Source organism: Achromobacter sp. Root83, from assembly GCF_001428845.1.
Lineage (GTDB): Bacteria > Pseudomonadota > Gammaproteobacteria > Burkholderiales > Burkholderiaceae_B > Achromobacter.
In genome coordinates, this window is the sequence record NZ_LMIU01000022.1 from 333,275 (window position 1) to 345,319 (window position 12,045).

Sequence of the window (12,045 nt, forward strand, 5' to 3'; positions counted from 1 at the left end):
CATGACTACTCTTGCTACTCCCCGTAAGCGCATGAGCCAGGGCCGCCGCCATTTCCTGATGGCGGCTCCCCTGGTCCTGCTGCTGGTGGTGCTGCTCATCTATCCGGTGGGCCAGTTGCTGTTGCTGAGCGTTTTTGGCGAACACGGCTTCAGCTTGACGCAGTACCAGAAGCTGTTTCAGTCGTCGGTCTACGTGAATGTGCTGCTCATCACGCTGAAGATCTCGTTGTGGACGACGTTCTTTTCGGTGGTGGCGGGCTATCCCGTGGCCTACCTGATCTCCAGCCTGACGGCCAAGCGCAAGACTTCCCTGCTGTTCTGGGTGCTGCTGTCCTTCTGGACCAGCTTCCTGGTGCGCACGTTCGCCTGGGTAGTGCTGCTGGGCCGCAATGGCGTGGTGAACCAGCTCCTGCAGGCGCTGGGCATCCTGGATGCGCCAGCCAACCTGCTCTACAACTTCGGCAGCGTGCTGGTGGGCATGGTGCATGCGCTGATGCCGCTGGCGGTACTGACGATGCTGTCGGTCATGGAGAACATCGACCGCAACTTGCCACGCGCCGCGTCCACCCTGGGCGCCCGGCCGGGCACCGCGTTCTGGAAGATCTACTTCCCGCTGTCGATGCCCGGCGTCGCGGCCGCGGCCATCATGGTGTTCGTGACGGCCATCGGCTTCTTCATCACGCCCGCGCTACTGGGCGGACGCAAGGAAACGATGATCACGCAGATCATCATCGACCAGGTGCAGCAGACGCTGAACTGGGAGTTCGCAGGCGCGGTGTCGGTGCTGCTGCTGGTCGTGGTGCTGGTGGTGTTCGCCATCTACGACAAGGTGCTGGGCCTGTCGACCATGACAGGCGGCGCCTCGACCCGACAGCGCGATTCCGGCAAGGAAAGCCTGAGCCGGCGCGCGGGCGATGCAGTGCTGACGGTGCTGGCCAACGTGTCCGACGCGTTGTTCGCGCTGCTCCCCAGGCGCCTGCGCCGTTCGGTGTCGGGCACCGGCCAGTCTCGCACCTTGTGGTGGATCGTGTTGCTGGTGCTGGCCTTCCTGTCCGCCCCCGCCTTCCTGATGATCCCGCTGTCATTCGATTCCGGCTCGGGACTCACGTGGCCACCCAAGGGTTTTTCGCTGCAATGGTACGAACAAATGTTCACCTCGCCCGTGTGGATGCAGGCGATCACGCGTTCGCTCATCGTTGGCGTGGGCACGGGACTCCTTGCGATGCTGATCGGTACGCCGGCCGCTTTCCTGCTGGTGCGCGCGAATATGCGAGGCAAGTCGGCCATGCTGGCTTTCGTGCTATCGCCAATCGTGGTGCCCCGCATGATCATCGCCGTGGGCATGTTCTATTTCTTTGCTCGCGTCGGGCTGGTGGGTTCCACCATTGGACTGATCCTGGCGCACACGGTGGTCGCCGTGCCGTACGTGGTGATCACCATGATGGCAGTGCTGCGCAACTACGACACGCGGCTGGATCTGGCCGCGCAAAGCCTGGGCGCCGGTCCGTGGTCGACGCTGCGTTTCGTGACCTTCCCGATCCTGAGCGCGGGGCTGATGTCGTCGTTCCTGTTCGCGTTCGCCACGTCGTTCGATGAGCTGACGATTGCGCTGTTCGCCTCGGGAGGCCTGAACGCCACGCTGCCCAAGCAGTTCTGGGACGAGGTGACGCTGCAGATTTCGCCGGTGATCGCCTCGGTCTCCACCTGCCTTTTCATCTTCATTGCCGCGCTGATCTGGCTGGCTGACCGGCTACGCCGCCGCAGTCTGGCTACCCAATGATCCGCGCTTGTTTCACCCTTTAGGATTCGCAATATGCTGAACGCAACCCAACTTCGCGGCGTCTTTCCCGCTATCCCTACCCCCGTCAATGCCGATGACACCATCAACGTCGCGGCCGCGAAGGCGCTGATTTCCTATCTGCTCAAGCAGGGCATCGACGGCATCGTGCCGCTGGGCGGGACCGGTGAATATGGCGCGCTGGCCCGCGCGGAACGCATCCGCATGTGCAAGCTGACAGTGGACGCCGTGGCGGGTTCGGTGCCGGTGATTCCGGGGGTTCTGGACCCGGGTTTTCACGATGCCATGCAGGCCGGCCAGGAGTTCGCCGACGCGGGCGCGGATGCGCTGATGGTGCTCACGCCTTATTACACGACGCCGACGCAGGCTGGCATCCGCGAGTATTTCCTGCGCTATGCGGACGCCTCGCCGCTGCCGGTGATGATCTACGAGATCCCCTACCGCACGCGCATCGCGATCGCGCCGGAGGTGCTGCATGAGTTGTCGCGGCACGAGAACATCATCGGCATGAAGGCGTGCAATACCGACATGTACCATTTTCTGCAGACGGTAGCGGGGGTGGATGCGTCGTTTGCGGTATTCAGCGGGGAAGATACGTTGCTCCCGGTGCAGCTGGCGGCGGGTGCGCGGGGCGGGATCGTGGTGACGGCTACTTTGCTGCCATCGGCTTGGCGCAGGGTGTATGAGCTGGCTTCCGAAGGGCGCACGCGGGAGTCGATGGAACTGCACCGGCGGCTGATTCCGCTGATGAATCTGGCGTTCGCGGAGACGAACCCGGGGCCGATGAAGTCGGTGATGGATCTGATCGGCGTGAATGCGCCGGAGGTTCTGGATCCGCTGGTGCCGCCCGCGGAAGGACTACAGGCTGCGTTGCGCAAGGCGTTGATTCCTTTGCTTAAGGAATTTGAGGGCGTTGCCTGACGGCTTTCTATTTGGTTTTGTTGAAAAAGGACCGCCTGTGACGGGGGGGCCCTTTTTTTGGGTGGATCGTTGGGGCGTTGGTCGTCGCCTCCGGCGACTGCCTTCGGGTTGCCTCGGGCGCATCTGACGCCCCGCCCATCCCAGGCCCATGCGACGCCGGGAAGCCTACGAAGATCTGCAAAACGTACCCACGAAGCTGCGAAGACCGCACCGACGAAGCGCTGCCAACAATCACATACGCAGTTCATCGCACCACAAAAGCAATATTCTCACCTCGAATAAGCCGAAAACTTCGACTTTGATATCGAAGTCGCCGCCACCTGCACATGCGGCGCCAATTCGGCTTCCACCCTGGCCACCGTCCATCTCGTCGTCGGTACCGCAATATTGATGGCGGCCACTGCCAGTCCCCGATGATCAATCACCGGCGCCGCCACCGAAATATCGCCCAGCACCGTTTCATTGACGATGATCGCGTAGCCCTTCTCGGCCACCCGCTGCACACGGTCCAGCAGCCTGTCCGGATTCACCTCCGTGTACGGCGTGATCGCTTCCAGCCTGGTCTGCGCCAGGATCTCGCGACGCTGTTCGTCCGTCAGGCGCGACAGGATCGCGGTACCCGAGGCCGTGAAATACGCGGGCAGGCGGCTGCCTACTGCGATGTCCACGTTGACCAGATGATGGCCGGGAAAGCGCGCCACGAACACGATCTCGTGGCCGTCGAGCTCTTGCAGGTTGGTGGTTTCGCCCAGTGTGCGGCTGATGTCCAGGAGGTACGGCGACGCCTTGTCGATCAACTCGTTAGCGCGCACGTAGTTGTACGAGAACTGCAGCACCTTCGGCGTCAGCCCGTAGTTGCGCGTGTCCGGGATGCGGCGCAGATAGCCCAGGGTTTCCAGCGTGTAGACCAAGCGCTGCGTGGCGCTACGGTCCAGCCCCGACGCGCGGGCGATGTCGGCCAGTGTCATGTGGCGCCTGGAACCGTCGAACGCATGCAGGACCTGAAAGGCTTTTTCAGTGGAGCCTACGAACAGCGACGAGCGGATCTCGGTCGGCGCTTGCGGTTTTTCCGTGTCGTCGATGGGTGATTTGCGCACAGGGGCAACCTATTTGAGTTCTGGGGAGGCGGCGCAGGCGTCAACGCGGCGTGGGTTTTGCCGGCCCGTCACCGCGTATTGCGCTTAATTCAATTGTAGTTCAATTACTAATAGCAGATTTCAATTACTTTTAGCGTGATCAACCCCGGAAGTCCATCAACGGCACGCCCGGCTGCGAGGCGGAACGGGTGCCCGGCATGGGGTGACAGGATTGCGGGTGGTAGGTGTGGACCACGGAAAGCTTCACGCGGCCGCTGCGGTTGCCCTGGGCGGCATGCAGCGTGCGGCAATGGAAGAACACCACGTCGCCGGCCTCCAGTTCCGGACAGACCGCGCGGGCGATCCATTCGGCATTTTGCGGCGCATCGTCGCGGAAGAATTTCTTGTCGTCAAACTGCTCGGGCGCGAACGCCGCCGCGTGCGATCCGGGGATGAAGGACAGCCCCCCGTTGGCGCGCGTTTCCGGCCCCAGGGCCAGCCAGGTGGACACCAGGTCCGTGTCGGAAAAGGACCAGTAGCGGATGTCCTGGTGCCAGCCCGTCAGGCTGCCATACGCGGGGTGCTTGGTCATCACGCAGTTGTGGTGCGTCGTGGACAGCACGGGCGGTTCACCGAAATAGCGGGCCAGCCATTGGCCGATGCGCGGATCGGTGGCCCACTGGGCAAACACTGGATCGCGGCCATGGGCCCCCAGCAGGCGGCGCACGGTCATCCCGCCTTCGGCGGTGCGCGATTCGGGCGCGCCAGGGTAGCGCAGATCGGCTTCGTATTCGATGGGGGCCACGTGGTCGCGCAAGTGGCGCTCGGCCAGCGCGCGCAGGGCGGCAACCTGTTCGGGGCTTGCAAATTGGCGCGCCACCACGAACCCCTGCTGGCGCAGCTCGGCTATCTGTTCATCAGGCAGTAACCCGGACATCTCGATCCTCACTCCCCGCGGCATGTGCAACGCGTCTGCGCGCGAGGCAGGCGGGTACCGGATCAGGCGCCGGTGGGCGCGGGGACGGCTAGATTACCAAAACCGCCGGCCGGTACGGGCTCAGGCGGCCGGCGTTTTTTCAGGGCGGCCGGCGGGTGGATTCAAGCGGGCGGCGTCGCGCTCCTGCACTTCATGGTGCACCCATTCGCGCCACACCGCCACCAGCAGCGCCATCAGCACCGGCCCCACGAAGAGGCCGACGATGCCCATGGTCTTCACGCCCCCCACCAGGCCGAAGAAGGTCGGCAGGAACGGCAGTTTCACGGGGCCGCCCACCAGACGCGGGCGCAGGGTCTTGTCGACGATGAAGAGCTCCACGCTGCCCCAGACCATCAGCGCGATGCCCGCCACCACATGGCCCGACCCCACCAGGTACAGCGACACCAGCGTGAACGACAGCGGCGCGCCGCCGGGTATCAGCGCCATGAAGCCGGTGACGACGCCCAGCAGCACCGGCGACGGCACGCCCGCCACCCAGTACGCCACGCCCAGCACCAGGCCTTCGCCCAGGGCGATCAGGCCCATGCCGGTGACGGTGGAATTGATGGTGGCCGGCACCACGCGCGAAAAACGCTGCCAGCGCGCGGGCAGGATGCGTTCGCCCAGCACGTCCAGCTGGGCCACCATGCGGATGCCGTCCTTGTAGACGAAGAACAGCGTGATCAGCATGAACAGCACGGTCAGGAGCAGTTGGAACACGTTACCCGTGGCCGCCAGCACCATGCGGTAGATATTGCCCAGGTGTTCGCCGCTGACGGCCTCGACCAGCGCGCCCAGCGCGTGGGGCTGGCCGATATAGGATTCCCAGTATTGGCCCAGGCGCTCGCCCACGACGGGCATGGACGTGATCCATGCCGGCACGTCGACCCCGTGGCGATTGGCCGCGATGGCCCAGGCGAAAAACGCGCTGGCTTCTTTGATGGCATACGACAGGGCCAGCGTCATCGGCACGATAAGCACCACGATGACCACCAGCAGCGCCAGCGACGCGGCAAGCGCGGTGCGGCCGCCGCAACGGGCGACCAGGCGCTGGTACAACGGCCAGCTGGCCAGGCCGATGATCAGCGCCGCCAGCGCGGGAACGAGGAATCCGCTAAGAAAGTAAACCCCCGCCAACAACACGAGCAGCAACAACCATCGGGCGATCAGGTAAGCGGGTAGAACAGGCTGCATGGAGCGGATCGACAGTAAGGGCGTTGTAGGCTTTGACTGTCGGACTATACAGACGTTTCACGAAATACGAGGGACGTAAGGGCTGTATTTACTACGGGGTTTCCCGCGTTTAGTACGCATGGCGGACGCTCCTGCCCGCCATGCGCGCGCCGCTTACAGGGCGTATTCCGCCGCCTCTTCGCGCGCCGTGCGGCGGCGCGGCGGCATGTCGGCAAGCGCCGGCACCCGGGGGAGCTGGGGTTGGAGCTGAGGTTGGAGCTGGGCCAGGGCCTCGGCCGTCAGACCCTGGTTACGCTGGTAGACCGCGCACGAAGCGGCCGCCGGATCGGTCTCGTCGCGGCCGCTGAGCAGCGGGCAGCCGGCGAACAGCTCCGCCACCCAGTCGGTGAAAGCGCGCACCTTGGGCGACAACTGCCGGCTCTGGGGATACAGCACGGAAATCGCCGTGGAGCTGGGCTTCCATTGCGGCAGGATTTCTATGAGTTCACCGGATTGCAGATGGGGCAGCGCCATATAGCGCGCGGTCTGGATCAGGCCAAAGCCCTTCAGCCCGCAGTCCAGGTAGGCGCCCGCTTCGTTCACGGCCACCGTGCCCTTCATGTCCACTTCCTGGTGTTTGCCGTCCACCTTGAAATCCCAGGCGCAATTGCGGCCGGTGCGGCTGGAGAAATAATGCACCGCGTGGTGGTCGCGCAGGGATTCGATCGTTTGCGGCATGCCGTGGCGCGCGACGTACGTGGGCGACGCGCAGGTCACGGTCTGCAGGGTGCCGATGCGGCGGGCCACCAGGCTGGAATCTTCCAGGTCGCCGGCGCGGATCACGCAGTCCACGGCCTCTTGCACCATATCCACCGGACGGTCGCCCAGGCCGAGCACCAGTTCGACGTCCGGGTATTTGTCGTGGAAATCACACAATGCCGGAATCAGGATCAGGCGTCCGATGCAGGTGGGCACGTCGATGCGCAACCGCCCCTTCAGGCGCAGGGCGGCTTCCTGGAAGCAGGCCTCGGTTTCCTCGACGTCGGCCAGGATGCGCACGCAATGCTGGTAATAGCCGGCGCCGTCCGGCGTCAGGCCGATACGGCGCGTGGTGCGGTTGAGCAGGCGCACGCCCAGCAGGCGTTCGAGGTTCTGGATGATGGTGGTGACGGTGGTGCGCGGAAGCGAAAGGCTGTCGGCCGCCCGGGTGAAGCTATTGGCGTCCACGACGCGCACAAACACCTGCATAGCCTGAAAACGGTCCATGGCGGGGTGTCCTTTTGGGCAAATAAGTCGGGGTGAACGGAGCATAACCCGATTTCGGCGTCGATTAGTCATTTCACACGACTAGTGTTGCCGGGATAGACAGGTTTATCCGGCCCCACAAAACACTCAGAATGCAAACCATCTTGAAGTGCCCTTGCCGCCCGGCGCCACAAAAGGGGCATGTCAACCCTCAGATTCCGAACCCGCAGCGAGCCGCCCCGATCAGGCGCCGCCGCCCAGGATACGCAACACCGTTGCATGCTGCACCGCAGCATATCCATATGGCCATCGGACCCTGAGGACTGGCATTCCCCCAGGACCGCCGCCGCCTCCCGCCCCAGGCCCCGGGCAAGCGCGCTTCCGCCCCTACACCACTCAAGGAAACATCATGGTTTCGCGTAATCGTATTGCTATGCTCGTCGTCTTTGCAGCCGTGCTCGCGGCCGGCGGCGGCTACGCCCTCACCCGGGGCCCCGCCGGCGGCAACGTCGCCATGGCGCAGGGCGCCCCGTCCGCCCCGCCCGTCGAAGTGGCCGAAGTCATCAACAAGACCATCGTGGACTGGCAGCGCTATTCCGGCCGCCTGGAAGCCATCGACCGCGTCGACATCCGCCCCCTGGTGTCCGGCACCCTGACCGCCGTCCACTTCCAGGACGGCACCATCGTCAAGAAGGGCGACGTGCTGTTCACCATCGACCCGCGCCCCTACGCGGCCGAGGTGGACCGCGCCGCCGCCGCCCTGACCGCGGCCCGCGCCCGCGCCGCCTACACGGCGTCGGAACTGGCTCGGGGCCAGCGCCTGCTGGCCGACAACGCCATCGCCCGCCGCGACTTCGAAGAAAAGCAGAACGCCTCGCGCGAAGCCGCCGCCAACCTGCAGGGCGCGCAGGCCGCGCTGGACTACGCCAAGCTGAACCTGGGCTACACCCGCATCGAAGCGCCCGTGGCCGGCCGCGTCTCGCGCGCCGAAGTCACGGTGGGCAACGTGGTGGCCGCCGGCGCCGCGTCGGTGCCGCTGACCACGCTGGTTTCGGTGTCCAAGATGTACGCATCGTTCGACGTGGACGAACAAACCTTCCTCAAGTACGTAAACCCCGCCCGCAACGGCAAGGCTGGCTCGGTGCCCGTCGAACTGGGGCTGGCCAACGAGGAAGGCTATTCGCGCACGGGCTTCGTGCAATCGGTGGACAACCGCCTGGACGCGACGTCCGGCACCATCCGCGTGCGCGCCGAGTTCGACAACGCCGACGGCTCGCTCCTGCCGGGCTTGTACGCCCGCGTCCGCCTGGGCGGCAGCGACCCGCGCGCGGCCGTCCTGATCGACGAAAAAGCCATCGGCACCGACCAGGACAAGCGTTTCGTGCTGGTGCTGGACGACAAGAACCACGCCCTGTACCGCCAAGTGAAGCTGGGCGCCAACCAGGAAGGCCTGCGCGTCGTCGACTCCGGCCTGGCCGCGGGCGAGCGCATCGTCGTCAATGGCCTGCAGCGCATCCGTCCCGGCGATGCCGTGACCCCGACCGTCGTCCCCATGGTTGCCGCCAAGCCCAATTCCGGCAACCCGGTCCAGACCGCATCGGCACAGAACTGAGCCGACGCGTCGAACGAGAACGTCCATGAATATCTCGAAATTCTTCATCGACCGGCCCATCTTCGCCGGCGTGCTTTCCATCCTGGTGCTGCTGGCGGGCCTGCTGGCCATGTTCCAGCTCCCCATCTCCGAATACCCGGAAGTGGTGCCGCCATCGGTGGTGGTGCGCGCGCAGTATCCGGGCGCCAACCCCAAGGTCATCGCCGAAACCGTCGCCTCGCCGCTGGAGGAATCCATCAACGGCGTGGAAGACATGCTGTACATGCAGTCGCAGGCCAACAGCGACGGCAACCTGACGCTGACCGTGAACTTCAAGCTGGGCGTCGACCCGGACAAGGCGCAGCAGCTCGTGCAGAACCGCGTGTCGCAGGCGCTGCCGCGCCTTCCGCCAGACGTGCAGCGCCTGGGCGTGACCACGGCCAAGAGTTCGCCCACGCTGACGCTGGTTGTCCACCTGATCTCGCCCAATGATCGCTACGACATCACCTACCTGCGCAACTACGCGATCCTGAACGTCAAGGATCGCCTGGCCCGCATCACGGGCGTGGGCGAAGTCACGGTGTGGGGTTCGGGCAACTACTCCATGCGCGTCTGGCTGGACCCGCAGAAGGTCGCGCAGCGCGGCATGACCGCGTCCGAAGTCGTCGCCGCCATCCGCGAACAGAACGTGCAGGTGGCCGCCGGCGTGATCGGCGCATCGCCCACGCAAGGCGACGTGCCGTTGCAGCTCAACGTGAATGCACGCGGCCGCCTGCAGACCGAAGAAGAATTCCGCGACATCATCCTGAAGACCTCGCCCGACGGCGCCGTGACCTACCTGTCCGACGTCGCCCGCGTGGAACTGGACGCGCAGGAATACGGCCTGCGTTCACTCCTGGACAACAAGCAGGCGGTGGGCATGGGCATCATGCAATCGCCGGGCGCCAACGCCCTGGACGTGTCCAGCAAGGTGCGCGCCGCCATGACCGAATTGGCGCAGGACTTCCCGCCGGGCGTGGAATACCGCATCGAATACGACCCCACGCAGTTCGTGCGGTCCAGTATCGAAGCCGTGGTGCACACGCTGCTCGAAGCCATCGCCCTGGTGGTGCTGGTGGTGATCCTGTTCCTGCAGACCTGGCGCGCGTCCATCATCCCGCTGCTGGCGGTGCCCGTGTCCATCGTGGGGACGTTCGCGCTGCTGCTGGTGTTCGGCTATTCCATCAACGCGCTGTCGCTGTTCGGGATGGTGCTGGCCATCGGCATCGTGGTGGACGACGCCATCGTGGTGGTGGAAAACGTCGAACGCAATATCGCGGCGGGGCTGAGTCCACGCGACGCCACCTACCGCGCCATGCGCGAAGTCAGCGGCCCCATCATCGCCATCGCGCTGACCCTGTGCGCGGTGTTCGTGCCGCTCGCCTTCATGACGGGCCTGACCGGCCAGTTCTACAAGCAGTTCGCCATGACCATCGCCATCTCGACGGTGATCTCGGCCTTCAACTCGCTGACCCTGTCCCCCGCGCTGTCGGCCCTGCTGCTCAAGAGCCACCACGACAAGCCTGACTGGCTGACCCGTGGCATGAACCGCGTGTTCGGCCGCTTCTTCAACTGGTTCAACAACATGTTCGGCCGCGCGTCCGAGTCCTACGGCACGGGCGTCGCCAACGTGATCCGCCGCAAGGCGGGCGCCATGGGCGTGTACGCGGTGCTGGTGGCCGCCACCATCGGCGTGTCGTATCTGGTGCCCGGCGGCTTCGTGCCCGCCCAGGACAAGCAATACCTGATCGGCTTCACGCAATTGCCCAACGGCGCCTCGCTGGACCGCACCGAAGACGTGATCCGCCGCATGAGCGACATCGCCCTGAAGGAACCCGGCGTGCAGTCCGCCATCGCCTTCCCCGGCCTGTCGATCAACGGCTTCACCAACAGCTCCAGCGCGGGCATCGTGTTCGTGACCCTGAAGCCCTTTGATGAACGCAAGGGCGCCGACCTGTCCGGCAATGCCATCGCGGCATCGCTGAACCAGAAGTTCGCGGCCATCCAGGACTCGTTCATTGCCGTGTTCCCGCCCCCGCCCGTGATGGGCCTGGGCACGCTGGGCGGCTTCAAGCTGCAACTGGAAGACCGCGCCGCGCTGGGCTATGCCGAACTGGACAAGGCCAAGCAGGCGTTCCTGGAAAAGGCCCGCCAGACGCCCGAACTGGGCCCCGCGTTCTCCAGCTACGAAATCAACGTGCCGCAGCTCGACGTGGACCTGGACCGCGTCAAGGCCAAGCAACTGGGCGTGCCGGTGACGGAAGTCTTCGACACCATGCAGATCTACCTGGGCTCCATGTACGTCAACGACTTCAACCGCTTTGGCCGCGTCTTCCAGGTGCGGGCGCAAGCCGACGCCCCGTTCCGCGCGCACGCCGACGACATCCTGCAACTGAAGACCCGCAATGCCGCGGGCGACATGGTGCCGCTGTCGTCGCTCGTGACGGTCAAGCAGACCTTCGGCCCGGAAATGGTGGTGCGCTACAACGGCTACACCGCCGCCGACATCAACGGCGGCCCGGCCCCCGGCTACTCGTCCGACCAGGCGCAAGCCGCGGCCGAACGCGTTGCCGCTGAAACCCTGCCGCGCGGCGTGAAGTTCGAATGGACCGACCTGACCTACCAGCAGATCCTGGCGGGCAACGCCGGCCTGTGGGTGTTCCCCATCAGCGTGCTGCTGGTGTTCCTGGTGCTGGCCGCGCTGTACGAAAGCCTGACCCTGCCCCTGGCCGTCATCCTGATCGTGCCGATGAGCATCCTCGCCGCGCTGACCGGCGTCTACCTGACCGGCAACGACAACAACATCTTCACGCAGATCGGCCTGATGGTGCTGGTGGGGCTGTCGGCGAAGAACGCGATCCTGATCGTCGAATTCGCCCGCGAGCTGGAAATGAACGGACGTACCCCGCTCGAAGCCGCCATCGAAGCCAGCCGCCTGCGCCTGCGTCCCATCCTGATGACGTCCATCGCGTTCATCATGGGCGTGGTGCCCCTGGTGCTGTCCTCGGGCGCGGGTTCGGAAATGCGCCATGCCATGGGTGTCGCCGTGTTCTTCGGCATGCTGGGCGTGACCCTGTTCGGCCTGTTCCTGACGCCGGTGTTCTACGTGCTGCTGCGCTCCATCGGCGGCAAGCAGCTGCATTCCGCCGCGCCGCATGAAGCGCCCGTGTGCGTGCCGCACGTGGACCCCAACGCGCCGCCCGCCACGCAGCACAACGCGTAGGCC

The 12,045-nt window shown here is 65.1% G+C and carries 8 protein-coding genes; 4 read left to right on the forward strand and 4 right to left on the reverse strand.

The window, feature by feature from the left end; genetic code table 11:
- Position 1 precedes the first annotated feature (1 nt).
- Positions 2–1,780 (forward strand): ABC transporter permease subunit, encoded by a 1,779-nt coding sequence (locus tag ASE30_RS17260; protein ID WP_057285498.1) that lies wholly within the window; start codon positions 2–4, stop codon positions 1,778–1,780.
- Positions 1,781–1,813: 33 nt separating this feature from the next.
- A complete protein-coding gene (gene dapA, locus ASE30_RS17265) occupies positions 1,814–2,719 on the forward strand; it encodes a 4-hydroxy-tetrahydrodipicolinate synthase (protein WP_082601621.1) in 906 nt (301 codons plus the stop codon).
- Positions 2,720–2,988: 269 nt separating this feature from the next.
- On the opposite strand, the gene ASE30_RS17270 is transcribed toward dapA, so the two are convergent.
- From ASE30_RS17270 to ASE30_RS17285, 4 genes are all read right to left on the reverse strand, one after another.
- Positions 2,989–3,816, reverse strand: coding sequence for an IclR family transcriptional regulator (locus tag ASE30_RS17270; RefSeq protein ID WP_057285500.1), 828 nt, complete (start codon positions 3,814–3,816; stop codon positions 2,989–2,991).
- Between the two features lie 139 nt (positions 3,817–3,955).
- A complete protein-coding gene (locus ASE30_RS17275) occupies positions 3,956–4,732 on the reverse strand; it encodes a phytanoyl-CoA dioxygenase family protein (RefSeq protein WP_057285501.1) in 777 nt (258 codons plus the stop codon).
- Between the two features lie 120 nt (positions 4,733–4,852).
- Positions 4,853–5,965 (reverse strand): AI-2E family transporter, encoded by a 1,113-nt coding sequence (locus ASE30_RS17280; RefSeq protein ID WP_057285502.1) that lies wholly within the window; start codon positions 5,963–5,965, stop codon positions 4,853–4,855.
- Between the two features lie 153 nt (positions 5,966–6,118).
- Complete coding sequence (locus ASE30_RS17285) at positions 6,119–7,210, reverse strand: LysR family transcriptional regulator (RefSeq protein WP_057285503.1); 1,092 nt, start codon at positions 7,208–7,210, stop codon at positions 6,119–6,121.
- 388 nt (positions 7,211–7,598) lie between these two features.
- Here ASE30_RS17285 and ASE30_RS17290 point away from each other — a divergent pair, with 388 nt between their 5' ends.
- Positions 7,599–8,801: an efflux RND transporter periplasmic adaptor subunit gene (locus ASE30_RS17290; protein WP_082601622.1), complete on the forward strand. Its 1,203-nt coding sequence runs from the start codon at positions 7,599–7,601 to the stop codon at positions 8,799–8,801.
- A gap of 25 nt (positions 8,802–8,826) precedes the next feature.
- Entirely contained in the window at positions 8,827–12,042 is a 3,216-nt protein-coding gene (locus ASE30_RS17295; protein WP_057285504.1) for an efflux RND transporter permease subunit, read from the forward strand.
- Positions 12,043–12,045 lie beyond the last annotated feature (3 nt).

What these genes read in the sequence shown, in the direction of transcription:
- ASE30_RS17290 (WP_082601622.1), top strand. Translation starts at nt 7,599, where the DNA reads ATGGTTTCGCGTAATCGTATTGCTATGCTCGTCGTCTTTGCAGCCGTG.
- ASE30_RS17280 (WP_057285502.1), bottom strand. Translation starts at nt 5,965, where the DNA reads ATGCAGCCTGTTCTACCCGCTTACCTGATCGCCCGATGGTTGTTGCTG.
- ASE30_RS17285 (WP_057285503.1), bottom strand. Translation starts at nt 7,210, where the DNA reads ATGGACCGTTTTCAGGCTATGCAGGTGTTTGTGCGCGTCGTGGACGCC.
- ASE30_RS17275 (WP_057285501.1), bottom strand. Translation starts at nt 4,732, where the DNA reads ATGTCCGGGTTACTGCCTGATGAACAGATAGCCGAGCTGCGCCAGCAG.
- ASE30_RS17260 (WP_057285498.1), top strand. Translation starts at nt 2, where the DNA reads ATGACTACTCTTGCTACTCCCCGTAAGCGCATGAGCCAGGGCCGCCGC.
- ASE30_RS17295 (WP_057285504.1), top strand. Translation starts at nt 8,827, where the DNA reads ATGAATATCTCGAAATTCTTCATCGACCGGCCCATCTTCGCCGGCGTG.
- dapA (WP_082601621.1), top strand. Translation starts at nt 1,814, where the DNA reads ATGCTGAACGCAACCCAACTTCGCGGCGTCTTTCCCGCTATCCCTACC.